We start from the raw sequence: 24,947 nt of genomic DNA, 5'->3' as shown, positions 1-24,947 counted from the left end.
CTTTGGCTGGAAGAGAATATCCGTTAGAGAGAACCAGAAATATTGGTATTATGGCTCATATCGATGCTGGTAAGACTACCACTACTGAGCGTATTCTGTATTATACTGGTGTTAACTATAAGATCGGTGATACTCATGAAGGTACTGCTACCATGGACTGGATGGCTCAGGAGCAGGAGAGAGGTATTACCATCACTTCTGCAGCGACAACCTGTCACTGGACTCTGCAGGAAAACTGCAAACCGAAACCAGGCGCTCTGGAGCATCGTATCAACATCATCGATACTCCAGGACACGTTGACTTCACGGTTGAGGTTGAGCGTTCCCTGCGTGTACTGGACGGTGCTGTAGGTGTATTCTGTGCTAAGGGTGGTGTAGAGCCGCAGTCTGAGAACGTATGGCGTCAGGCTGATACCTACAATGTACCGCGTATGGCATTCATCAACAAGATGGATATCCTGGGTGCAAACTTCTATGGCTGTGTAGAGCAGATCAAGACCAGACTTGGTAAGAATGCTATCTGTTTACAGCTTCCGATCGGCAAGGAAGATGATTTCAAGGGAATTATCGACCTGTTCGAGATGAAAGCATACATCTACAATGATGATAAGGGTGAGGACATTAGCATCCTTGATATCCCGGAGGATATGAAGGATGACGCTGAGCTTTACCACACCGAGCTGGTAGAGAAGATCTGCGAGCTGGACGACGATCTGATGATGGCTTACCTTGAGGGTGAAGAGCCGTCTGTAGATGAGTTAAAGAAAGTATTAAGAAAAGCAACCTGCGAGTGTCAGGCAATCCCGGTATGCTGTGGTACTGCATACAGAAATAAGGGTGTTCAGAAGCTCCTGGATGCAATCATCGAGTTCATGCCGTCTCCGCTTGACATCCCGCCGATCAAGGGTGTTGACCTGGATGGCAACGAGACTGTAAGACATTCTTCCGACGAAGAGCCGTTCTCCGCTCTTGTATTCAAGATCATGACCGACCCGTTCGTAGGTAAGCTGGCTTACTTCCGTGTGTACTCAGGTGTTATGAACTCCGGTTCATATGTACTGAATGCAACAAAGGACAAAAAAGAGCGTGTTGGACGTATCCTTCAGATGCATGCCAACAAGCGTCACGAGCTGGAAAAGGTTTACTCCGGTGATATCGCAGCAGCGATCGGATTCAAGTTCTCCACCACAGGTGATACTATCTGTGATGAGCAGCATCCGGTAATCCTGGAGTCCATGGAGTTCCCGGAGCCGGTTATCGACATCGCTATCGAGCCGAAGACCAAAGCTGGTCAGGACAAGATGGGCGAGGCTCTTGCAAAACTGGCAGAGGAGGATCCGACCTTCCGTGCTTATACAAACAAAGAGACTGGTCAGACAATCATCGCTGGTATGGGCGAGCTCCATCTGGAGATTATCGTAGACCGTCTGCTTCGTGAGTTCCACGTTGAAGCTAACGTAGGTGCTCCGCAGGTAGCTTACAAAGAGACCTTCACAAAGGCTGTAGATGTAGACAGCAAGTATGCAAAACAGTCTGGTGGTCGTGGTCAGTACGGTCACTGTAAGGTACACTTCACTCCGATGGATCCGAACGGCGAAGAGACCTTCAAGTTTGAGTCCAGCGTTGTCGGCGGTGCTATCCCGAAAGAGTACATCCCGGCTGTAGGCGAAGGTATCGAAGAGGCTGCTAAGGCAGGTATCCTCGGCGGATTCCCGGTACTCGGCGTTCACGCTGACGTATACGATGGTTCCTACCATGAGGTCGACTCTTCTGAGATGGCTTTCCATATCGCAGGTTCCATGGCATTCAAGGATGCTATGCGTAAAGGTAACCCGGTACTGCTTGAGCCGATCATGAAGGTTGAGGTAACCATGCCGGAAGAGTATATGGGTGATATCATCGGTGATATCAATTCTCGTCGTGGTCGTATCGAGGGTATGGAAGACATCGGCGGCGGCAAGCTGGTTAAGGCTTATGTTCCGCTGGCAGAGATGTTCGGTTATTCTACCGACCTTCGTTCCAGAACTCAGGGACGTGGTAACTACTCCATGTTCTTTGAGAAATATGAGCAGGTTCCGAAGAGCGTTCAGGAGAAAGTTCTTGCTGGAAAAGCTGAGAAATAATTAAAAATGTAACTATATTGCCTTTTCCGGGCAGATAACTGCCCGGAAAAGCAATATTAGGCTTGAAAAAACGGCTCTAATCGAATATAATTAGAGTCAGCCTAACATAAATTGAGATACCCGTATTGGGTGTAAATTAAGGAGGACGTCTTAAAATGGCAAAAGCAAAGTTTGAAAGAACTAAACCGCATTGTAACATTGGTACTATCGGACACGTAGACCATGGTAAAACAACCCTGACAGCAGCTATCACAAAAGTTCTGGCTGCAAGAGTAGCTGGTAACACAGCTGAGAACTTCGAGGATATCGATAAAGCTCCGGAAGAGAGAGAGCGTGGTATTACTATCTCTACTGCACACGTTGAGTATCAGACAGAGAAGAGACATTACGCACACGTTGACTGCCCAGGACATGCTGACTACGTTAAGAACATGATCACTGGTGCTGCTCAGATGGATGGCGCTATTCTGGTTGTAGCTGCTACCGATGGTGTTATGGCTCAGACAAGAGAGCACATCCTGCTTTCCCGTCAGGTAGGCGTACCGTACATCGTAGTATTCATGAACAAGTGCGATATGGTAGACGATCCGGAGCTGCTTGAGCTGGTTGAGATGGAGATCAGAGACCTGCTGAACGAGTACGAGTTCCCGGGCGATGACACACCGATCATCCAGGGTTCTGCTCTGAAGGCTCTTGAAGATCCGAACGGCGAGTGGGGCGACAAGATCATGGAGCTCATGGACGCTGTAGATTCCTACATTCCGGATCCGGTACGTGCTACTGATAAGCCGTTCCTGATGCCAATCGAGGACGTATTCACCATCACAGGTCGTGGTACTGTTGCTACCGGCCGTGTTGAGCGTGGTACTCTGAAACTGAACGATGAGGTTGAGATCGTTGGTATTCACGAGGAGACTCGTAAGACTGTTGTAACTGGTATCGAGATGTTCCGTAAGCTGCTTGATCAGGCTGAGGCTGGTGATAACATCGGTGCTCTGCTTCGTGGTGTTCAGAGAACTGACATCCAGCGTGGTCAGTGTCTGGTTAAACCGGGCTCTGTAAAATGCCATAAGAAATTTACTGCTCAGGTTTACGTTCTGACAAAAGACGAGGGTGGTCGTCATACTCCGTTCTTCAACAACTATCGTCCGCAGTTCTACTTCAGAACCACTGACGTAACAGGCGTTTGTGAGTTACCGGCTGGTACCGAGATGTGTATGCCGGGCGACAACGTAGAGATGACTGTAGAGCTGATTCATCCGGTAGCTATGGAGCAGGGTCTTCGTTTCGCTATCCGTGAGGGCGGCCGTACAGTAGGATCTGGTAGAGTTGCTACTATCATCGAGTAATCAATGAATTAAACAAAGGTGCTTCTTGTATGCGCAGCAGGCAAGAAGATGTACCGTATATATATTATAAAGTCGCTTCCAGGAAGCGCATTGTGTCCAGACGTAAGAGATACCCCGGAACCGTAAGGTTTCCGGGGTTTTTCTGTTGTTTCATAGGAAATTGCGTTCTATGAAACAACAAACGCTCCGCGAGGATGCGTACTCGCGCGAAGCAGAAACATGTCGCAAGCGACCGCGCGAGACGCCCGAATGTGTCAAGGTACATTCTTTTTCACAGAATTTCAGCCTTTTACGCATTGTCGGTTGCCAGAAGTCCGGCGGCACGCAGGTTGGCAAGAAGTTCATTGAAGCGTTCAACGACATCTTCAGCACTTGTTGCATCTGCGACGGGAGCAGCGGCGGTAACGGTGGCGGCGGGACCGGTAGGACCTGTAGCGCCGGTAGGACCCGTTGCGCCGGTAGCTCCTGTAGAGCCGTTTATTTATGCACAACATTAACTTTTGTTTTGCGGTGAGTAGAAAGCCCGTCATATCGCCTTGCTCTCGATCACCGTAATGATGTTGTGGTTGTTCTCGATGTAATCAATAATTCGCTGGTACTCGTCGGCAAAATTGAAGTCAACCGTTATTTCCCCGTTCTCATGCACCCAAACCGCTTTGATAAGTTCAACTACAATTCCCCGGTTTAGGCTCTGAATGTTTTTGTATTTCAGAAAGGCGGTTAGATACGGGTCGTCGGCTCCGATACCGTCAGCCATGATTTGCATTTCCTCTTTCAGATAAGAGATATTTGCTTCAAGCTGCTGTATCTGTTCTGCAATCTTGCCTTTCAAGCGGCGGTATTCCTCTTTTGTGATTTCGCCGCTTTTCCAATCGAGGTACAAGCTGTCGGAAGCGTCATTGTGCTGTTTTAGTTGCTTTTCTGCCTGTTTCAATGAATAGGATAACCGTTTGTTTTCCCTGTTGATTACAGGCGCATTGTTGATACGTTCAATTTCTTCTGCAAGCTGATCTACAAGGGCAATTTGCATTTGCAAAGCTGCCAAAACCGCGTTTTCCAATTTATCCTGCCGGATAGAATGTTTGCTGCAAATCTTTTTGTCTGTGTAGCTGCGGCAAGAATAGTAGGCAATATTGCGGGCGGTTTTTCGCCGCATGGCTTTTTGACAGTCCGCACAACGGACAAAGCCGGACATTAAATAGACTTCCTGTTTGCCCGGTGCCGTTCTTGTATCGCGCTTATGTAGGGCTTGCGCTTTCTCAAATGTTTCTCGGTCAATGATCGCTTCGTGTGTGTTGGGGACGACAAACCATTCATCTTCCGGGACGCTGATCTGCTTGTGTACTTTGTAGCTGATAACGCGGTGTCTGCCCTGTACCATTACGCCCGTATAGATTTCGTTCTGCAATATCCTTGCAATCGTGCTGGCAGACCACAACCCGTCATTTTTGCCGGAATTAGGATTGTTGTACTTCAATCCTTTTTTCTTTTTGTAGGCTTCGGGGTTAGGCTCTCCCATTTGATTAAGCCTTTTGGCAATCCCCATTTTGCTGTACCCCTCATTCACAAACCAATGATAAATGCTTTTCACAACTTCCGCTGCTTCTTCATCTACCAATAGGCTGTTTTTGTCGTTCGGGTCTTTTTTATAACCATAGGTGGCAAATGCACCGATGAACTCGCCGCGCTCCCGTTTCATCTTGAAAGTTTTGCGGATTTCTTCGGAAGTGGTGGCGGCAAACTGTTCATTGAACATTCCCCTTATAGGTACTTCAAGCCCGCTTGCCGAATGGGGGTTAGCGTAGGTATCAATAAATGGCGTGCCTGTGCAAATAAACCTTGCGCCGTTAATCGGTATGAACTCCTCCAAAAACTTCTGCTGGTCGGCAAGGTTGCGGAAACCGCGTGCAAGGGATTTGATAATCATGCAGTTTACTTCTTTACGGACAATGCAGCCTTCAAGCCGCTTAAAGTTTGGTCGCGCTGTGTCTGTGCCTGTCAATCCGTCGTCGGCAAACACGTCTACAATGACAAAAGTACCCGGCTCAAAATAGCTGTCTACAAAGTCGCGGAGTATCTTTTCTTGATTGATAACACTCTCGCTTTCGTCCTCGTTATCGTCCTCTTTGGATAGTCGAATGTATAGCCCGATTTTCCAAAACGGCTCGGCGTAGCTGCGTGCCGTTTTGTCTTTGCGTATGCGGGGCATAATACCTCCTTTCCCCCTATAATTACGGGTTTATTATACCATTTTAGCCCCATAATCACAAGGTCTTTACCCTTTGGGGTAGGGAAAGTAGGCAAGTCATTTCAGACTTAAAAAGTAGTCGCACAATGATTGTTTCAATGTTTTATCCTCTGCCACAAACCGTATTTTTACGGGTGTGTCGCCGCAAAGAAAACAGTAAGGATTTACGATCTGCTCAAAGTAATTTTGCATTTTCTTTGCCGCTGGCAAAGAACTGTCGATATGGATATTCCGAATGTCAACCAAAGTGCTGCGGTCTACCTGTGTTATATCAACGCTTCTCATTTGTTGAAGCTGCACCTTGTTAATCATCTTCTTTCCCTCCCGGTATAGCGACATAATACAGAATATGCGCTCCGGCTTGTACGATATGAGAAATAAGGCAGAAACGAACGGCTGTCAGCGGCAGCACCGCGGGAGTTTCACCCCTGCTCATTTAAGGCAGCTTTACCCAATGCCTGCGACGCTCTTAACGCTCGGACTATGGCTATAAAGGCGTTTCGTCCCGCCTATATGTCGTCGCCCACAAGCTGCTAAACCTGTTTTGCAGCGCGGTATTTCTCGCTCGGCTTTCCCTGTGTGAAAAGCTGTCCTGGCGTACACGCTGTTCGGCTCGATATAAGCGGTATGTATTCGTTTGCCTGTTATACTGCGCCGCCGTTATCTTGCGGGCTTTCTTTGACAAGGAACAATAGGCTTTGTCGGCCTGTAACAGTACACCGTTTCCGATGTGCTGTTACGGAACGACAAATAGCCCATAACGGGAAGCGTGGAAAGGGGACACGCTCCCCGCATGGGCTAAAAGATTATCCTACATGAAAAGCAAGGGTGCGGGTAATAAGGCGCACTTGCAGCCTGTTACGCATTTCCTCGTCCACATAGGAATAGGTATTGCCCGCGTCGTCTTTCAGCGTGCGGGTACAAAGTTTCGCTATGTAACCCTCGTAATGCTTCAAGATCGCGCACATGGCGGTTGTGTCGCCGTTTGCCGCTGCGGAAATGACAGGGAACGGCAACAGATTTTCAGATTTCCTAACGGTATTCATCATCTGCTTTTCCCTCCAAATACTGTTTGATTTTCGCAAGCGCGGATTTCCTGTGCCGGAAAACCGTCGTGCGTACAACATTCAGCAGTTCAGCAATTTCCGCGTCGCTCATGTCCAAGAAGTAGGACAAAAGGATAATGTCGCGTTTCCTTTCGGGCAAAGCGTTAAGGGCTTCGGCAAGCAGTTCATTTTTGACGAGTACATCAAAGCCGGACACTTGAAAACGGAAATAATCGCTTTTGTATTCGTCCGTTGTGAAAAGCTGCGCGAGTTCGCTTTCGCTCAAATCCGAAAAAGGTACTTCGCGTGCTGCGCGTTTCGCAAGAGTGCGGCGGTGGCTTTTCGCTTCGCCAACCAAAGTTTTCTTTGCTAATGCGTCGTACTGATGTTGTATTCTTTCCTTGTCGGAAGAAGATAGCTCCATAGAGTTCACCTCCTTCCCGCGTGGAGTAGAGGACGGGAGTTAAGGGCTTGTCCTCTCTGCCCCTTTCGCTCCGTACCCGTTCGGGAGATGGCTCTTGAGTGCGTTTTTCAGAAAAAAGTTGAAAAAAGCAAAATGCGCCCGTCCGCAAGACGCGGACGAGCGCAAAGGAAATGTAAGAAGTATTTAGATGTATTGACAGTTCATACTCATAGCCGGAATATCCCGCTTGCGGAGCATAGCTTTTTTTGACCGCAAAGCATTAGGCGGGTTACAGTAAATAAAAATGGACACGGCGATACCTCCCCGATACCGCCGTATCCTTAAAAAAGGGCGACTTTAATACACTACCCGCAATCCATTCTATAATAGGGAACAGCGGCTTTTGCGCAATATTAAATAAAAAAGCCGATAACACATAGGTTTTTTGACCTAATGCGTTATCGGCTCTGCGTCTATGCGTCTGGCACTTTTAATCATTTTTTTTTGAATTTATTATATGTGTTAGCTAACTGTCCACAAGCCGCGTTAATCTCTCTGCCATGAGAAACTCTCATAGTAACTTCAAGTCCTGCTTGCTCTAATTGATGTTTGAATGCAACTATTTCCCGTTTCTGTGGTGCTTTAATTCTTGAATTGCTTGTTGGGTTGTATTGTAACACGTTAATCATAACTTTTTTGCCCCGAAACCATTTTGCAAGTTGTCTTACATCTGAGGGCCGGTCATTTATACCCGGTAAAAGCAAATACGCAAAGACAATTTTGCGATTATGCCTTTCAGAATAGGATAAGGCTTGCTTAACAACATCTTCAATAGCATATATGCGCATGTGAGGAATAATACGATTTCTTGCAGATTGTGTTGCTGCGTGTAAAGATATTGTCAACTGAATTTTAAGATGTTCCTCGCGCAATTTTTTTAATTGATCGACCGGACCAACTGTTGATATGGTAATGCCGTCGGTTGGAAAGTTGAGCCCATATCTATCTCGGAGAATATGGATTGCTTTTATCAAGTTGTCATAATTGAATAAAGGCTCTCCCATACCCATAAAAACGATACGGTTTACTTTTCGACGCAACAATATAATCTGTTGTACGATTTCTGACGATGTTAGATTACGAACAAAGCCATTTCGCCCGGACTCACAAAAAATACAACCAACAGGACAACCGACTTGTGTGCTCACGCAAACAGTTCCACCATCTCGCCGCTTGATAAAAACCGTTTCAATGTATTTGTTGTCTTTCAGTTCGTAAACATACTTTTCAGTATCACTGCTTTTGCAAATATTTTTTACCAACATTGATAGATTTTTTTTGCGTGGTAATTGCTTATATAATTCTTCATATAAGGCTTTTGCTTCATTCTCGCCAATAACTTCCGACATTTCTTTGTAAGTAAATCCGTATGGATCATTCCGTACTTCCGCAGGCGTATATTTAGGTAAACGTTTCATTTTTATATCCTTTCTTCTAAATAATAAAAGTTTGTTTTTCTGTATTTTTGATTACAATCTCTAATTTTTCTACATCAATGATATGCGTCAATTTGCATTTAGGGCAGAAAAGAGGAAAATCTTTTAATACAGTATTATGAAATACTTGAACTCTCGTCTTTCCGTTACAAATCGGACATTTTATCCAATATTTTTTAAGCATTATATTTCACTCGTCCTTTTTACACAAAAAAATGCAGGTCAATCCTCAACATGAGCATTGACCTGCATTTATAATGCACAGAGCAGTACAACAAAACTAAGGCATAGCTTGCACTATGTCTATACTATATCTATACGTCGTTAGTTTTTTGTATAGCATCCGCAAAATAAGCATGACAAAAAAGCCCATGTTGAAAATGGGAAAATCCTTTTTTTCAATGCTTATCTAATACGCATGCTATGCAACATAAACGCCGCCTCCTTTTACATAAATTTTATTTTATCAGAAAATCAGTCTACTGTCAATACACAACAGGAAGTATTTAACCTAATGATATGAATTGTGTGGACATATCCAAAAAGAAAGGTGAACTGTAAAATGTAACAGGGTGAATGAAAATGGCAAAAAGACCCGTACCATTGTACGACTTTAAGGCTTTCGGGGCAGCTATAAAAGCCGCGAGAAATGAATACGGCGAGAGCCGCAAAAAGGTAAGCGACGAGTTATATATTTCCCCGCGCTACCTTGCGAATATCGAGAACAAGGGACAACAGCCGAGTTTACAGGTATTCTATGACCTTGTAACCCGGTATCATATTTCGGTAGATCAATTATTCTTCCCGAACAGCAATGCGGAGAAATCCACCGGGCGGCGGCAGCTTGACGCGCTGCTGGACGGTATGAGCGATAAAGGCATACGGATTGTAACCGCAACAGCAAGGGAGATAACGGAAGTCGAAAAAGCAGAGGATTAACCTCACAATATGAGAAATCGGGAGATTGCAGCGCATGGCGGCTGCAATCTTTTTTTGCGTCCAAAATCAAAGGAACGCGCAACAAATACCGCCTTTCGGTGGGGGTATGGAGTAGATAGCAAGCACAGCAAACGAGTACCCGTTTGCGGAAAATGCTTGTTGGGATAATCCCAAACCCTTATACCGAAAGGCGGTGCGGAAATGGAAAACCGAAAGAGAAATATACAGATGAAGTTTTACGTTACGGAAGAAGAAAAGCGGCTGATCGACGAGAAGATGAAGCAGCTTCCCATAAAGCAGTATGGGGCATACTTCCGTAAAATGGCGATAGACGGGTATATTCTTGTCGTTGACCGAAGCGACACAAAAGCATATATCCGGGAACTGCAAGCGGTGAGCCGGAACATCAACCAAATTGCAAAACGCGCCAATGCGACGGGGACGGTTTACAGGCAGGATATAGAGGACATTAAAAAGGCGGTGGACGAGATATGGCGGTTACAAAGACGCACCCTATTAAATCAACCTTAAAGGCTGCGATAGACTATATCTTAAATCCCGAAAAGACAGACGGGAAGCTGCTTGCGTCCTCTTTCGGCTGCGGGCTGGAAACCGCCGATATTGAGTTTGCATGGACGCGGGAAGCTGCCGGAGATCGCGGCACACATTTAGGGCGGCACTTGATACAATCCTTTGCGGTGGGAGAAACCACACCGGAAGAAGCGCACAAAATCGGCATGGAACTTGCCGGGGCGGTATTAGGCGGCAAGTATGAGTTTGTTTTGACAACTCACGTCGATAAAGACCATCTGCATAATCACTTGATTTTCAACGCGGTTAGCTTCGTTGACTACAAAAAGTACCATTCCAACAAGCAAAGCTATCACTTTATCCGGCGCACCAGCGACAGGATATGTAAAGAGCATGGGCTATCCGTCGTCGTACCGGGACAGGACAAGGGAAAAAGCTATGCAGAATACACCGCCGAAAAGCAAGGGACAAGCTACAAAGCAAAGCTGAAAACGGCGATAGATACTCTCATTCCCCAAGTGAAAGATTTTGACGAACTGCTGCGCCGCTTGCAGGAAATGGGGTATGAAATCAAACAGGGCAAATACATTTCCTTTCGCGCTGCCGGACAGGAACGGTTTACCCGCACAAAGACGCTCGGCGCGGCCTATACGGAAGAAGCGATAAAGGAGCGTATCAAGGGCGTGTATGTTGCCAAAACAAAAACGCTGCGGGAAGATAAGAAAATCCGGCTTGTCGTCGATCTTGAAAACAGTATCAAAGCCCAACAGTCGGCGGGCTATGAACGGTGGGCAAAAATCCATAATCTGAAACAGGCTGCTAAAAGCATGAACTTCCTAACCGAAAACAAGATTGAGTATTATAGCGAACTTGAAAGCAAGATAGCCGATATTATGACCGCTCATGACGCGGCGGCAAAGGCGGTTAAGGAAGTGGAACAGCGTATGTCTGATTTGTCGCTGCTTATCAAGCACACCACCACATACCGACAGTTAAAACCGATTTACGATGAATACCGAAAATCGCCGGACAAGGAAAAGTATCTGCGGGGGCATGAAAGCGAAATTATCCTGTTTGAAGCTGCGGCAAGGGCATTAAAGGAAATGCAGATAAAGAAGCTGCCCGATCTCGCCGCGCTGCGTAAGGAGTATAGCAGCTTAAACGACAGGAAAAGCAAATTGTATGAGGATTATCGGCAAGCCAAGAAGCAAATGCAGGAATACGGCGTTGTCAAAAAGAACGTTGACAGTATTCTATATCCGTCCCAAAGCAGGGCGAAAGAACAGGAACGGGGCTAATAGATTTTTTCACAAAAACCTGTTACAATCAAACTGTATTCAAAGAACAAAGGAAGTGTATATATGGGCTATTTAGCGGCGGCGGGAGCCTATTTAATAATCGGTCTTGTAGTTAGCTTTATCCTTATGGTAGTGGGGCTTTTTATCGGGCATATCATTGTTTTTGACAGTATCGCCCTCGGTATTATATCCGGCGTGTGCTGCAATCACTTTTTCACGCTGCACCCTGCATTATGCGTGCTGATCGGCGCTGCTGTATTCGCGCTGCTGCTGTTTCTCCAAAAAACACGCTTTGGATTTTGGGTAATCGGGGTGCTGCTGTCCGCTGCCTGGGCGGTTATTTTCGGGCTGCTGGCGTTTATTATCTCCAATGCAGATCAACTTTGGTTTTATGTGGTCTGCGGGCTTGCTTTTATCATCATGCTGCTTCTCCATATCAAGGCAAGAGATAAAGCATAAAACAAGGGTAGCAAGTGGAACGTTAAGGGCTGAAAATGGCTGTATTTCTGCGGCTTCCAGAGCGCGAAAACGGCATAGACGATACTTTATACTCAAACCTCAAAAAGTGCCTTTCTAATGTTCCACGAAAACGCAAAAAAGAATGGGGCGCGGTGCCAACAATCGGCAGCCGCGCCCCCGTTTCGTTAAGGCTTATTCGTCGTCGGTGAGAGTAAAGACAGTTTCGGAAAATGCGCTGTCCGTCATAGCTTGCAGCTTATTTACCGCTGCGGCGGCAAGCTGGCGCATATCCTCGTCCATGTAGGGCATGGCAGAGTTGATATTATCAATCGTCCTTTCCCGGCTGTCCTCGGCGTAAATCGCAATTATGTTTTCTTCCTCAATGGTAAAGCGGATATTCATACTATCAAACCTCCAAATCCTTTTTCTGCTCTTTCTGCTTGTCTTTCGGCTGCTGCGCCGCCTGTTTCTTGTACTCGTCCAGCTTCTTCAAAATGGACGGTTTCTTTTGCGGCTGCTCCCGTTTCTCGGCTTTTACCGCTTTCGCAAGGTCGGTAACGGAAATCGCTTCGCCCGCCTTTGCCCGCTGCTCCAAATCCGCGACGGTGGGCGTTTGCGGCGTATTATTGATAATCCCGTCAAAGTTGTTGTCGTTCTGCTCTACAATGTCCTCAACGTGCTTTAAGGGATTATCCCGCTGCGGCTGCTCGGCGGCTATGGCATAAGCCTGTGTGCCATTTCCCATAATGAGATACTTCCCGTCCTCCGACGCATGATGAAAACCAAAGCCCGCCGCTTCGATCTGTTCGCGGCTCATGTCGGTAATGTAAAAGTTCCCTCGCGGCGTTCTGACGGTTTCGCCCGTCATAAGGCTTTCGGGGGTCGCTTCCGGCTGCTGCTTTTCAAGCTGCCCGCCCTTGTAGGAATACCCTTGCGCCGCGATTGCTTCAAGGGTCTTGCCCGTAACGTCGCCATAAATCCGCTTGTCTGCGTCTACAAGCAGTTGCAGCGTATCTTTTACGGTATCGGATAGGGCTTGCTGCTGTTCGGGAGATAGCTTATCAAATACGGGGGTCTGCTGCGCTTGCTCCTGTAAAAACTCCGGCACCTGCTGAAAACCTATGCTGTCTACATAATGGGCGGTGTTCTCGCCGTTCTGATGAAGCACAACAATGTCGGAAACGGAAAGGCTATGCCCCTTGAAGTCGGCGGGGCGGTCGATATTAAACTTTTCCCAAATGCCGCCAAGCGTCATATCCTTTGTAAGCGGTGCGGTATAGACGAGTTCATAATTTGCCCGGTCAACGAAATGCCCCGTTGCTTGCAGACGGTCGAAAGGCTCAAAGCGCAAATCCATAGTTTCCTCTCTGCGGGCTAACTGATAAATCCCGTAGCTGTCCTCCTTGCCGTTGAGAAGCAAGGTTTCTTTTGTTTTCGCTTCCTGCTCCTGCTCGGCTTGCCGCTGCTGCTGCAATTCGGTAAAATGCCCCTCGATCTCGGTAATGAGTTCCTTTGCGGTTGCCTGTATCGTTTCAAGGGACGCTTTTAATTCGGTCATTTCCTTGCCGCTGCTCCACCCGGCAACATACCCGAAAGAGTAATCCGACGTATCAAGCCCGAAATGCTGACACACCGTATAGGCAACGCTTTCAGCCTGTACCTCGCGGCTGCGGCGGTCAACGCGGTTTTGTTCCTCCAGCGGGGCGGTTAAGTCCACGTCATGCAGCTTCGCATGGGCGATTTCGTGAATGGCGGTCTTAACCGCTTGCAGCTCACTCACACCCTCTTTGATAGCAATTCGCTTATCGGTCAAACTGAAATATCCGTTTGCGCCGTTTGTGATCTGCTCAAAAGCAATCGGAACGGGGGACGCTTTTTCAAGGGCAGCGAAAAAGTCCTCGTACTGTTCCACATCGGCAAGCAGCGGTTTGACGGAGAGGTCGGGAAACTCCTTGCCCTCGGTCTGCGAAATGTCAAAGACGGTTACAACCTTAAAGGCGGGAACGGTAACTTCCTTTTCTTCCTTAACCGTCTTTCCCTCGCTGTCAAGTATGGGCTTTCTTGTGTCGGGGTCGATTTTATCCACCAGCTTTTTTACCTTGTAGGGGGCGGGGGCAAAGATTTTAATACCTTTCTCGCCGCTTTTCACATGGCGGTCAAACTCTTTCTGCCATTGTGAATAGCCCTTTACCAAATTGCCGCCCTGCATGGCAATTAGGATAGTGTTATTCAAGCTGTAATCGTGAAACTTTGACATAGCCGTTAAAAACTCTTTGTAGCGGTCGCTGTCAAAAATTGCTTGTATGCCCTGTTCCAGACGGGCGGTGATCTCCTTTACCTTGTCGCCGGGTTTTTCAGAAGAAAGGATAATCGGTACGACGGGGCGGGGCTGCTGCGGCTCGGTGGGCGGTGTTTCTGTCTGCTGCGCTTCGGCTGCGTCCATAAAGACTTTATCCTGTTCGCCGCGCTCCGGCTGCGGGTAACTCATAATGCGGTATTCCTCCGGCACTTCGCGCCCTTCAAACTGACGCTCCCACTCGTCGCCGCTTTCGACGATATAGCCGTATTCGGTAAACGCGCCCTTTTCCTGCTCGGCGGCGTTCTTGCCAAAAGCGGTAAGGTCAATCCCGCCTTTCCATTCTTCGGGCATTTGTACCATGCCGGATTGATTTAAGTAGTAGTCGCCCAAATCGCGGTAGGTATGTACTTCGGGAATATGGACGTAAAAATCCACGTTGTAGGTGAAGTCGATTACCTGTCCGATGTTCTCAAAGCCGTTTTTCTGCTGCAAAGCTGCGTTCAGCTTGCCGATCTCGGCGGGGTCCAGCTGCTCAATCCGCGCCGCAAGAAAATTGAGTTCGTCCACGTTGGCAGCGCATACCATGTCATAAGGCAAGGCAATATGTTTTTCCGGGTCGTCGGAAAAGCCGCGAATGGAAAAATCCTGCGGGTTGTCGGCGGTAATGCCGACGCTCTGCATAGCTTCGTGAAGCTGCTCCTTTGTGGCGGGCATATCCAGCCAATAACCGACGGGGTCGCCCGCTTCAAAACGGCTGCGGTTGCCAATCATAATAGAAAACTGTTCGCTCATGTGTTCACGCTCCTTTTGCTGCCCGGTGGTTTCGGGGATAGCTGCCGCCTGTGGCTGCTGCTGCGGGGGTTCCTCGCCCTCAATGGTATAGCCCGGTAAAAGCATACCGTTTACTTTGAAATGCTCGGCGTACTCCTGCGGGATAAGCGGGGAGATTTCCGTAAACAGACGGTCGTATGCTTTGATACGTCCATTCAGATACTTTTCCATAGCCGCCTTGTCGGAAAAAACTTTTCTGTCCTGTCCGGCAATCTTCGCTTGCCCGTTCCTGTTCGGGCTGTTGGTATAAACGCCCCATGTGAGAGAATAGGAGTAAGGGACGCTTTGCTGCTTCTCCCTGTCGTAACGGGTGTTTTCGTAAATGTGGTAGTTCATCTGATATACCCGGTTGCTGCGGGTATATCGGTCATATTCGCCTTTCTGCCACTCGTTAGAAGTGTGCTGCACAACGGTTGTCCTTGTGTATTCAATCGCTTTGTCAAGCAAAAGCGTTTTGCCCGCCTGTTCCTCCCATGCGGCGGCGCGGCTTGAGAGATCGTTAAAAATCGCCTGTTCCGCTGCCGCGCTTTCCTCGCGCATGGCGTGTAGCTGTTCCAGCGGCAAAGAAACATAGGGGGCAATCTCCCCGTCCTTTGCTTCAAAATATATCCGGCGTTCTATCCGCATGGTTTCGGCGGTTTCCAATTTGTCATGGTCGTATGAAGAATACGGCATATTGTTTCATCACGTCCTTTCTCGATTTTTAAGGGTTTGGGACTATCCCAACAAGCAAAATGCCCGCGCTTCCCATAGAGCAGCGCGGGCATTTCTCGCAAACGGGTACTCGTTTGCTGTGCTTGCTATGTAGTTGTTCTTATCCGTAAACGCCTGTTTCTCTCGCTTTCCGCTTTCTGTCTGCGGCGTATCTTTGCCGCGCAATCGGGACAGTATTTCGCCCGGTTGCTGCCCGCCGCAAACGTGCTGCCGCATACCGCGCAACGCTTCAAATCGGTTTCCCCGCTGCGGGTGATCTGTTCGCATAGCTGCCTGTCTGCGGGTAAAACCGCTTCGCGGAAATAACGGCATAGCAGCGAATAGCTGATACTCTGCACACAAACGCAAGTTTCCCCGTCGTCCAATAGCAGACAATTCCCGCAATCATTATTTGCACAAGCGGCGCGGGTCATTTTCTTTACAGCGCGGTATTGTTTTTCATCAAGCCTAATCATTTTCGGTTCTGCTCGACGCGGAAGTTTACATACTTGCCGCCTGTGTCGGCAAGCAGCACAACCCCGTCAAAGGTCTTTCCCGTTTTGGTGGAGTACATACCCTTGATTTTTACCTTTCCGTCTTTCAAAAGGGCGGCGGCAATCGCCTTTGTGAAAGTCTTTTTGCGCTGCTGAAAGAACAAGTCATTTTTCCACATGACAAAGCTGCAAGCCCTGTCGGAACAGTAGTAGTTTTTCTTGCCCTCGTAAACTGCCGCGCCGCAACGGGGGCAAGTGCCGATTGCTTCCCGCTGCGGGGTAAACAGCTTCGCTTTATCTTCGGAAATCGCGGAATAGGTTTTGACAAGCCCCGCTGTCATTTCCTCAATCCCGCGCATGAAATCGTCCGGGCTGTCGCTGCCTTTGGCAATCCCGGTAAGGCGGGTTTCCCATTCTGCCGTAAGCTGCGGGGACGTAAGGATTTCGGGCAGAATAGCGGCAAGGTTATACCCGTCCTTTGTGGGGATTAGCTTTTTGCCCTTGCGCTCGGCAAAGCCCGCGCTAATGAGTTTTTCAATGATACCCGCCCGCGTTGCGGTAGTGCCTAACCCTTTGCGCTCTGCGTCCTCCGGCGCTTCTTCCTTGCCCGCGTTCTCCATAGCGGACAGAAGCGTATCTTCGGTATATGCTTTCGGGGGCTGTGTGTAACGCTCGGAGATCTCCGCTGCCGGATTGTCAAAGGTCTGCCCCTCGGCAAGCGGCGGCAAAACGGTTTCCGGCTCTGCGTCCTCGTCCTGTTCCTCGGACGCGGCGCGGGACAGTTTTTCAATCTCACGCCACCCCTCGCAAAGCGTCGTCTTTCCCTTTGCGGTAAAGGTATAGCCGCCGCAAGAGATAACCGCCGTAACCGCTTCATATTCATAGGGCGCGGCTGCGGCGCAAAGCAGCTTCGCGCACACAAGGGTCATAAGTTTTGTTTCGCTGTCGGCAAGGGAAGAAAAGCCCGCTTTCAAAAACTCGGCTGTCGGCAAAATAGCGTGGTGGTCGGTTACTTTGCTGTTGTCGCAAACCCTTGTAAGGTCTGCTTGCAGCTTCACGTCCTGCATAAAGGGAAGCAGCGAACAAAGCCCGGTAATGAGTTCCTTTGTGCTGCTCTGCATATCGGAAGTGATATATTTGCTGTCGGTGCGGGGATAGGTCAAAAGCCGTTTTTCATAGAGGGCTTGCGCATAATCAAGGGTCTGTTTCGCCGTAAATCCATACAGGCGGTTGGCTTCGCGCTGCAACGCGGTAAGATCAAACAGCTTCCGCGGGGAAACAGTCTTTTTCTCTTTTTTGAGGTAAGTACAAACGGCTTGCGATTTCTCGCAAGCCGCTTTCATTTGCTGCGCTGCCGCTTCGTCGTTCAGCCTTTCGGACAAAGCCGAAACACCGCCCGCGTTCAGACGGACAACATGATATTTTTCTTTCTTAAAGCTGCTGATTGCATAGTCGCGGTTTACCAGCATAGCAAGGGTGGGCGTTTGCACTCTGCCGACATTCAATGTTTTATGGTAGAGGATAGAGAAAAGGCGGGTCGCGTTAATACCAATGAGCCAATCGGCCTTTGCTCTGCAAAGCGCGGATTGATAGAGGTTATCATAGCCGCGCCCGTCTTTGAGGTTTGAAAAGCCCTCGCGGATTGCACTTGCTTCCATGCTGCTAATCCAAAGGCGGGAAAAGGGCTTTTTGCAATTCGCCTGTTCATAGACAAAGCGGAAAATGAGTTCTCCCTCGCGCCCGCTGTCGCAAGCGTTGACAATCTCGGTAACGTCGCTGCGGTGCATAAGGTCTTTGAGAATAGAAAACTGCTGCTCCTTGCCGCTGGCAACGATAAACCGCCACTCCTGCGGGACAATGGGGAGATCGTCGTACTTCCATTTACGGTACTGCTCGTTGTAGGTCGCCGCGTCTGCAAGGCTAATCAAATGCCCGATACACCACGACACAAGGTAGCCGCCGCCCTCAAAATATCCGCTGCGCTTTTCATTCGCGCCAATAACGGCGGCAATCGCCGCCCCGACGCTCGGTTTTTCTGCAATTACAAGTTTCATAGATTGTCGTCCTCCTGCTCGGTCTGTTCGGTTTCTACTTCTTCCGTTTCCTCGTCGTCCTCGTCAAAATCAAGGTCGTCAAGGTTGCTGTTGCCTTTTGCCGCGTCCTTTTTGGGCTTCATAATCTTAAAGTAATAGAACGCGCCGCCGCCCGCTGCGGCAAGAAGCAGCACCACAAGCAGAATAGCACCGCCCATGCCGCCGCCTTTATCTTCCACCGGCTCCGGCTGCTCGGTTTCTTCCGGCTCCGGATCGGCTTCCTTGCCCGCGCACTCGCTCATGTTGACGCTGCAAACGGGACAATCGGTGTTGACGCTTCCGGCAACGCATTTTTCAGTACAGCTACAAACGGGGGCTTCGGTCTGTTCGTCCTCCATAAGCTGCAAAAGGTCTTTTTCATCAACTTGATTGAGGAAATGGACGGTGTTTTCTCCGTCCTCGGCGCGGTCAATGATGATGTAAAAATAGTTTCCGTTTTTCGTAACGACGGTAATAAACTGCTTATCGCCGGACGCTTCGCCCGTTATGTCGTCCACAAGGCTCATGTTGCCCTCCGGCGTTAAGGGCTGCGGCTCATAGCCGCCCGTCGTTTCTTCCGGCTCGGTTTCGGTTACGGGGGTAGGCGGCTCGTCGCTCACATCACCGCCGCCCGCAAAAGCGGTAACAGAAAAGCCGCCCATGAGTACAAGGGCGGCAAGCAAAGCGGTAACGCTGCGGAACAGTTTTTTATGCTTCATCTTCGGTTTCCTCCTGTTCGTCGGTGTAGTCTGCGTCCGGCTGTGGCAAGGCAATTTCGCCGCTGGCGTAAGCGGAGAGGAACGCGGCAAGCTGCGCCCCGTCAAGGTGTACCGCTTTCACCATTTGAACGATCTGCGCGTTTTCTTCCTCGATTTTCTGCGCTTCAAGGTCTTTCAGCCTTTTTTGGTATTCAAGGATTTTCGCCCTCGTTTTCTCAATATCCCTTTCGATACGGTCAAGTTTCGTGTTTGCCATAGAAATAAACTCCTTTCAAAGTCAGTTGTAATGTAGCCGCCCATAGGCGTAAAAATGGGATTGCCAATAGCTTGTATCAAGTTTTGCGTATTGTATCGGGTCGCCACAATGCAGCATGACGGGGCTTCCGTCCCCGTCCTCGCCAACGTAGATACCCACATGAGATACCCCCGGCGTGTCGTATGTACCCGTAAAGAAAACCAAATCCCCCGGCTGCGGGTTGGAAACGCGGGTTGAAATGTTGTAAAGCCCTTGCGCCCCAAGTCTGCCCGTATTGTATAGGCCGCTGTTCGTCAATACATAACTCACAAAGCCGCTGCAATCAAAAGAGGTTTCCGGGGTGCTGCCGCCCCACACATAGGGAAAGCCGACGTATTTATCCGCTTCCTCTATGAGCCGCGCAAACTGTTCATCGGAATTAAGCAGCGCGGCGGGTACTTCATAATCGGCGGGCGGGTTTTCATAGTATTTAGACACATAGCCGGACGACGGGAACAAATCGGGGCGGTTTCCCAGCGACGACATATACATAGCGTACATGGATAGCTGTTCCTCGCCCATGATGTAGACGGGGACATGGGAAAGGTTGAAGTTTTCCAAATCCACATGGAGAATGTAATAGTTGTAGGGTACTTCAACCTCATATTCGTTGCCCTCGCTGTCCGTCCTCGTTTCGGTGCGGTATCGTACCTGTACTTCTTCCTCAACGGTCAAGATATACTGTTTCTCAAAGAGCATTTCAAGGGTGCTTTGCGCTTCATCAAGGGTAAACACGCCCTCATGCAGCGCGGAAAGGATAGAGATTAGCACATAGGGGTCATGCTCGATCTCGTCCGCGTTCACCCGGTATTCGTCATAGCCGGGGTATTCGCGCTCGATATTATTCAGCATATCTTGTAACTCGGCTTCCATAGCGGCATACGCGCTTTCCGCGCCTGTAATATCCGCGTCCTCGGAAAGATAGGACGACGCAATTAAGCCGCTGCCGCTGTTGCCGCCAAAGAGGGAGCAAGAGGACAAGCCGCCGAAAAGCAGAAGCACGATAAAGGCAATCCCGCCCACAAGCAAGCAGCCTTTCCAGTGCCGGACGACAAAGAACGTCGCCCGTTTGGTTTCCTGCGCGGTTTTCTTCGCCGCCTTTGCGGTGGCTTCGGCGGTCTTTTTCACTTTGCCGCCCGCTTTCAGCGTCTTTGCATACTGCTTTTTAATGCGCTGCTTCTGCCAAAAACGGGAAATCGGGTTTGAGTGCGCAAGGGCGGGGTTATCGTGCAGCGCCTTTTGATAGAGGAAATCGGCGTTTGCCTTTACCGCCTTTCTCTCGGCTGCCGCCGCTGCCCGGTAGGGTTTCAGCTTGTGGCTGCGTATGCCGCGCTTTACCGTCCGCGCCGCCATACCGCCCGCTTTCTCGCCCGCAAGTTCTACCCTGTGCCCGCTTTCCACACCGACATTTTCTTTCTCAACCTCGTAGATTTTCCCATGTACGGTGCTGTTCAACTCCTGCGCCGGACGGGACAAGGGGTTATGCCGCAACTTGCCGTTTGGGGGCTTATCCGTCTTTTCAAAGGAAAGGCGCGTCTTTGCCTTGCCTTTCGCTTCGTCAAAAACGCGCTCTTTCTTGATTTTGGTCTGCTTGGGGATAGCCGCCCGCGCTGCGTCTAAACGGTCTGCCGCTTTCTCGGATTTACGGATAGATTTCTGCAATTCCGGCGTTGCCCGTTCCGCTTCGGAAAACTGCAAGCGGGAAGTATGGGTTTTTAGCTGCGCCGCGTCAAGGGCTTTTTTCCCTGCGCCCTTTGCCGCTTGCCGTTCAACCTCTGCGCCGATACGGTCAACAGCCTTTTCTGCCGCTGCGGTAGGGGCTTGGGAATAGTTTTCCTCCTGCGGCCTTTCGCTGATACTCGTTGTTTCGCCCGTCGTGAGGTTTTCCGCAACCGCCCCGTCGCGGGTCATTTTCTGCGTTACCTTGTCGGGGGCTTTCCATTCCTTGCTCAATCTTCATCACCTCCAATCCGCTGTTTTGCAAGGGTGCAATAGTCGGGGTTTAACTCAATGCCGATATAGCGGCGGGAAAGGTGCTTTGCCGCCGCTGCGGTGGTGCCGCTGCCTAAAAACGGATCAAGGACAATCCCGCCCACGGGACAGCCCGCCAAAATGCACGTTTCCGCAAGTTTGGGCGGGTATGCTGCGAAATGCCCGCCATGATACGCGACATTGTTGATCTGCCAAACGTTGCGACGGCTGCGGACGGGACAAATCAACTCGTCGGCGTATGCGCCCTTTTCGCGGGGGCGGTTGATTTTCTGCGGCTGGTTTTGCCCCGGAACAGTAACGTTATACTTGTTTCCTTTGCTAACTCCGCTTTTCAGCCGCCCCGCCGTTGTGGGGGCTATCGGCTCGGCTACTGCTTGCCAATTGTAGTAATACTTCTTTGACTTGGTAAGCAGAAACACATATTCATAGCAGCGGGTCGGCCTGTCCCGCGTGCTTTCTGGCATGGGGTTTGTTTTGTGCCAAATGATAGAACTGCGCAAATACCAACCGTCGCCCCGCAAGGCAAGGGCTACAAGCCACGGAATACCGATTAAATCTTTGGGCTTACAGCCGGGGGCGCGGTGGTTGAACGCCACTTGCTGCCCGTTCCTGCCTTTGGGATATTTGGGGTCTTGGTGGTCGGCTTTGCTGCCTGTGCCGCAATAAGTGTCCGCGATATTCAGCCAACAAGTCCCCTCCGGCGTAAGCACCCGCTTTACCTCATGGAATACCGCCGTAATGCGGGAAACATATTCTTCCGGCGTTGCTTCCCGTCCGATCTGCCCGTCTGCGCCATAGTCCCGCAAGGCATAGTAGGGCGGGGACGTTACGCAACAATCAACTGCGTTTTCCGGCAAGGTTTGAAGCACCTGCAAGCTGTCGCCGCAATAGATTTTGTCCGTTTCTATCCTCATGCCGACACCTCGCCGGGTTTGGTCGTCATGACGCGGTACAGTTCCGTATCCTGCGGGAAACGGTCAATAAAGGGCAAAATCACGTTGCCGTAGAAAATAAGCCCCTCGCCCGCGTCGGAATGGGTTACATAGGTCATTTGCTGCTGCGAAATGTTAAGCTGCTTTGCAAGGATTTCCCTGTCGCCCTGTGCTTGGTTGAGCATATAGACAAAATCGCTGTTTTCAAAAACGTTTGAAACTTCTCTGCTCGTCAAAAGGTCTTTGACGTTCTGCGTGATACCTGTCGGAATACCGCCCCACTTCCTAAAACGCTTCCAAATCTCGACGCTGTATGCTGCGGTCTGTTCCTCTTTCAAGAGTAAATGAAATTCGTCGATGTAATACCGCGTCGCCTTGCCCTCGCTGCGGTTTACCGTTACTCTGTTCCATACTTGGTCTTGGACGATAAGCATACCGACTTTTTTAAGCTGCGTACCGAGTTCCTTAATATCAAAGCAGACAAGGCGATTATGAATGTCAACGTTTGTCCTGTGGTTAAAAATGTTCAAGCTGCCGTTTACATAGAGTTCCAATGCCGCCGCGATACGCTGCGCTTCCTTTTCCGGCTGCTTCTTGATCTCGTCGTAGAGGTCGCCCAAAATCGGCATATTCTCCGGCTTCGGGTCGGCAAGGTAGTTGCGGTACACGCTGATAACAGCGCGGTCAATCAAGGTCTTTTCGACAGCTTCCAGCCCGTTTTTACCTCCCATAATCAACTCACAAAAGGAAAGGATAAAATCGCTCTTTAAGGCTATGGGCGTGTCGCCCTCGCTGTAATTGAGGTTAATATCCATAGGGTTAATGTACTGCGTGCTGTTCTGCGAAACCTTGATAACCTGTCCTTTCAAACGTCCGACAAGGGGGTAATATTCGGCTTCGGGGTCGCAAATGATAATGTCGTCGGACGTGATAAGAAAAGCGTTTGTGATTTCGCGTTTTGCAGAAAAACTTTTGCCGCTGCCCGGTGTGCCGAGTATCAAGCCGTTGGGATTTTTCAGCTTCTTTCGGTCGCACAAAATCATGTTGTTGGAAAGGGCGTTTAAGCCGTAATACAATGCTTCGCCGCTTTGGAACAGCTCTTGCACCGTAAAGGGAACGAAAACGGCGGTGCTGCTGGTCGTCAAGCCGCGCTGGATATGGATAAGGTTTTCCCCCAACGGGATAGAGGACATAAGCCCCTGTTCCTGCCGGTAGTCAAGGCGGGTCAAAATGCAGTTGTATTTCTGCGCGATTGCCGCCGCTCCAAATACTTCGTTATCCAATTTCTGCTTGGTATCTGCAAGGTTTAAGACAAGCAGCGTAAGCAGAAACATTCTTTCGTTGCGGCTCTGCAAATCGCGGAGTAGGTTTTTTGCTTCCCCGCCGTAGGTGGCAAGGTCGGACGGAATAATATCCATGTCGTAGCCGCTGCGGATTGCTTTTTTCTGTTCCTCGATTTTCATACGGTCAAGGTCGGTAATCTTGCGCTTAATCGTCTTGATTGCTTCGTTGTGGTCGATACTCTGAATGTGCAGATTGACGATAATCCCGTTTTCCGCGTCCATGAAGTCGGCAAGCATACGGTCGGAGAGTTCCGGCGCGACGATCTGCAAAAAGGAAACTACGCCAAACTTGCCGCCCATTTGAAACATTCGCCCGTCGCCAAATCGGAAAGAGGACGGCGCGATAAAGTCTTTGACAGAAAGACCGCTTGCGGGTAGCCATTCCCACGCAAAGTTAAAGCGTTCCCCGTCCGGGTGGAAAATCCCATGCAGCACTTCAAGACGCTGTTTCCCGTCCAATACCCGCGCCGCCGCGCCGATCACCTTAAAATGGTTGAGGGTGTCCGTTTCAATGCGGGCAAGACGCGCCCGCGCCGATCTAATGTCCTTTGCTTCAACGGTAAAGGTGAGAAACTTGGTCTTGATAAGCCCGTTGTTTCCGCGTTCAAGCTGCGTCCTAAGCATTTCGGTGTATTCTGCTCTGATACTGTCGAAGTCATCATTCTGCGGCGCAATCGTGATACTGTTCTTGAAATCGTCCTTGTTCGCATGGCGGCTGATTAGGGAAAGCTGCACGCTGATAGAAGCGTCGAACGAGTTATACATATCGCAAAGGGCTTCAAAAATGGCGGTTTTGTCGTCCGGCTGCGCAAGCTGATAGTTGATGTCCTCAAACTCAATGCACTTGGAATACCGCCCGTTTGCAAGGCGGCAAATCCCGTCCTTATACATTCGCTCAAACGGTATGCTGTCCTGCGCCGTATGGGGCTTCCCGTCGCCCTTTGCCTGTCGGATAAGGGTATCTATCTGTTTTCTTTCCTGTCGGGAAAGTTTACGCTTTTCGTTTTGGGTGTTTTTCTTTTCCTTTGACAATCGCCCGTACCTCCTTATCTAATTGCTCTTGCCGCGCAAGGGCGGCATAAAAATTGTTGGTCTGATAAGGTCGCTCTTTGGGGCGAAGAAACTTCACTTCCACAAATTGCCGAATAATCACTTCCAGCGGTTGCCCGTTTTTCTCGTACATGGCAAGCAAAAACATAGGCAGCATGGCAAGCACCATGCACAATGCCGCTGTGGTTGTTCCAACGCTGTCTTTTACCAAAAAGAACAGCGGCAGTCCGATTGCTACCGCCGCGCTGAAACAAATTAGCTGTCGTTTCGTAAGGTTGAACATTACCTTGCTTTTGATTTTTGTTAAGTCCTTTGGGACGGTTACATACGCCATT

Annotated in this window: 22 protein-coding genes; 6 read left to right on the top strand and 16 right to left on the bottom strand. The window is 49.4% G+C overall.

Going from position 1 to position 24,947, the window contains the following annotated elements; translation table 11 throughout:
• The first annotated feature begins 2 nt into the window (after positions 1-2).
• Complete coding sequence (fusA, locus tag C7U56_RS06750; RefSeq protein WP_107000673.1) at positions 3-2,123, top strand: elongation factor G; 2,121 nt, start codon at positions 3-5, stop codon at positions 2,121-2,123.
• 155 nt (positions 2,124-2,278) lie between these two features.
• The gene (gene tuf, locus C7U56_RS06745; RefSeq protein ID WP_107000672.1) at positions 2,279-3,472 is read left to right on the top strand and encodes an elongation factor Tu; all 1,194 of its coding nucleotides are present in this window, start codon (positions 2,279-2,281) and stop codon (positions 3,470-3,472) included.
• 526 nt (positions 3,473-3,998) lie between these two features.
• Here the strand turns inward: tuf and C7U56_RS06735 are convergent.
• The 6 genes from C7U56_RS06735 to C7U56_RS06705 all read right to left on the bottom strand — a co-directional run bounded on the left by C7U56_RS06735 (position 3,999) and on the right by C7U56_RS06705 (position 8,849).
• On the bottom strand, positions 3,999-5,681 hold the full coding sequence (locus C7U56_RS06735) for a recombinase family protein (RefSeq protein ID WP_107000670.1): 1,683 nt from the start codon (positions 5,679-5,681) through the stop codon (positions 3,999-4,001).
• Between the two features lie 96 nt (positions 5,682-5,777).
• Positions 5,778-6,032 carry a DUF6870 family protein gene (locus C7U56_RS06730; protein WP_003431297.1) on the bottom strand — a complete coding sequence of 85 codons (255 nt, stop codon included), beginning with the start codon at positions 6,030-6,032 and terminating at the stop codon, positions 5,778-5,780.
• 494 nt (positions 6,033-6,526) lie between these two features.
• Complete coding sequence (locus C7U56_RS06720) at positions 6,527-6,769, bottom strand: helix-turn-helix domain-containing protein (RefSeq protein ID WP_002604473.1); 243 nt, start codon at positions 6,767-6,769, stop codon at positions 6,527-6,529.
• Positions 6,753-7,190, bottom strand: coding sequence for a sigma-70 family RNA polymerase sigma factor (locus tag C7U56_RS06715; protein WP_003502131.1), 438 nt, complete (start codon positions 7,188-7,190; stop codon positions 6,753-6,755). Before C7U56_RS06715 ends, C7U56_RS06720 begins: the two co-directional genes overlap by 17 nt.
• Before the next feature lie 473 nt (positions 7,191-7,663).
• Positions 7,664-8,647 (bottom strand): 23S rRNA (adenine(2503)-C(2))-methyltransferase RlmN, encoded by a 984-nt coding sequence (rlmN, locus tag C7U56_RS06710; protein ID WP_002584956.1) that lies wholly within the window; start codon positions 8,645-8,647, stop codon positions 7,664-7,666.
• 16 nt (positions 8,648-8,663) lie between these two features.
• Positions 8,664-8,849: a cysteine-rich KTR domain-containing protein gene (locus C7U56_RS06705; RefSeq protein ID WP_003431289.1), complete on the bottom strand. Its 186-nt coding sequence runs from the start codon at positions 8,847-8,849 to the stop codon at positions 8,664-8,666.
• A 398-nt stretch (positions 8,850-9,247) separates the two neighbouring features.
• On the opposite strand from C7U56_RS06705, the gene C7U56_RS06700 reads away from it, so the two are divergent.
• From C7U56_RS06700 to C7U56_RS06685, 4 genes are all read left to right on the top strand, one after another.
• Positions 9,248-9,604 (top strand): helix-turn-helix transcriptional regulator, encoded by a 357-nt coding sequence (locus tag C7U56_RS06700; protein WP_107001002.1) that lies wholly within the window; start codon positions 9,248-9,250, stop codon positions 9,602-9,604.
• Between the two features lie 201 nt (positions 9,605-9,805).
• The gene (locus C7U56_RS06695) at positions 9,806-10,135 is read left to right on the top strand and encodes a plasmid mobilization protein (protein ID WP_002584958.1); all 330 of its coding nucleotides are present in this window, start codon (positions 9,806-9,808) and stop codon (positions 10,133-10,135) included.
• Positions 10,096-11,433, top strand: coding sequence for a relaxase/mobilization nuclease domain-containing protein (locus C7U56_RS06690; RefSeq protein ID WP_107000669.1), 1,338 nt, complete (start codon positions 10,096-10,098; stop codon positions 11,431-11,433). The genes C7U56_RS06695 and C7U56_RS06690 overlap by 40 nt, the downstream gene beginning before the upstream one ends.
• Positions 11,434-11,496: 63 nt before the next feature.
• On the top strand, positions 11,497-11,892 hold the full coding sequence (locus C7U56_RS06685; RefSeq protein ID WP_007709549.1) for a hypothetical protein: 396 nt from the start codon (positions 11,497-11,499) through the stop codon (positions 11,890-11,892).
• A 192-nt stretch (positions 11,893-12,084) separates the two neighbouring features.
• Here C7U56_RS06685 and C7U56_RS06680 read toward each other — a convergent pair whose 3' ends face one another.
• The 10 genes from C7U56_RS06680 to C7U56_RS06635 all read right to left on the bottom strand — a co-directional run bounded on the left by C7U56_RS06680 (position 12,085) and on the right by C7U56_RS06635 (position 24,946).
• The gene (locus C7U56_RS06680) at positions 12,085-12,294 is read right to left on the bottom strand and encodes a transposon-transfer assisting family protein (RefSeq protein ID WP_071705128.1); all 210 of its coding nucleotides are present in this window, start codon (positions 12,292-12,294) and stop codon (positions 12,085-12,087) included.
• A 4-nt stretch (positions 12,295-12,298) separates the two neighbouring features.
• Positions 12,299-15,697: a YodL domain-containing protein gene (locus tag C7U56_RS06675; RefSeq protein ID WP_107000668.1), complete on the bottom strand. Its 3,399-nt coding sequence runs from the start codon at positions 15,695-15,697 to the stop codon at positions 12,299-12,301.
• A 125-nt stretch (positions 15,698-15,822) separates the two neighbouring features.
• Entirely contained in the window at positions 15,823-16,149 is a 327-nt protein-coding gene (locus tag C7U56_RS06670) for a cysteine-rich VLP protein (protein ID WP_477100005.1), read from the bottom strand.
• Between the two features lie 38 nt (positions 16,150-16,187).
• The gene (locus C7U56_RS06665; RefSeq protein WP_107000667.1) at positions 16,188-18,263 is read right to left on the bottom strand and encodes a type IA DNA topoisomerase; all 2,076 of its coding nucleotides are present in this window, start codon (positions 18,261-18,263) and stop codon (positions 16,188-16,190) included.
• Entirely contained in the window at positions 18,260-19,000 is a 741-nt protein-coding gene (locus tag C7U56_RS06660) for a DUF4366 domain-containing protein (RefSeq protein ID WP_107000666.1), read from the bottom strand. The genes C7U56_RS06665 and C7U56_RS06660 overlap by 4 nt, the downstream gene beginning before the upstream one ends.
• The gene (locus C7U56_RS06655; RefSeq protein ID WP_003508256.1) at positions 18,990-19,256 is read right to left on the bottom strand and encodes a DUF4315 family protein; all 267 of its coding nucleotides are present in this window, start codon (positions 19,254-19,256) and stop codon (positions 18,990-18,992) included. Before C7U56_RS06655 ends, C7U56_RS06660 begins: the two co-directional genes overlap by 11 nt.
• 21 nt (positions 19,257-19,277) lie before the next feature.
• Positions 19,278-21,206 (bottom strand): C40 family peptidase, encoded by a 1,929-nt coding sequence (locus tag C7U56_RS06650; RefSeq protein WP_431603105.1) that lies wholly within the window; start codon positions 21,204-21,206, stop codon positions 19,278-19,280.
• Between the two features lie 38 nt (positions 21,207-21,244).
• A complete protein-coding gene (locus C7U56_RS06645; RefSeq protein WP_055143064.1) occupies positions 21,245-22,201 on the bottom strand; it encodes a DNA-methyltransferase in 957 nt (318 codons plus the stop codon).
• Entirely contained in the window at positions 22,198-24,594 is a 2,397-nt protein-coding gene (locus C7U56_RS06640) for a VirB4-like conjugal transfer ATPase, CD1110 family (protein ID WP_055143062.1), read from the bottom strand. Before C7U56_RS06640 ends, C7U56_RS06645 begins: the two co-directional genes overlap by 4 nt.
• Positions 24,554-24,946 carry a PrgI family protein gene (locus C7U56_RS06635; protein WP_007860207.1) on the bottom strand — a complete coding sequence of 131 codons (393 nt, stop codon included), beginning with the start codon at positions 24,944-24,946 and terminating at the stop codon, positions 24,554-24,556. The genes C7U56_RS06640 and C7U56_RS06635 overlap by 41 nt, the downstream gene beginning before the upstream one ends.
• Position 24,947: the final 1 nt, after the last annotated feature.

Origin of the sequence: Clostridium fessum (assembly GCF_003024715.1) — a bacterium.
Classification (GTDB): Bacteria; Bacillota; Clostridia; order Lachnospirales; family Lachnospiraceae; genus Otoolea; species Otoolea fessa.
This window is presented reverse-complemented; position numbering and strand designations above follow the sequence as displayed.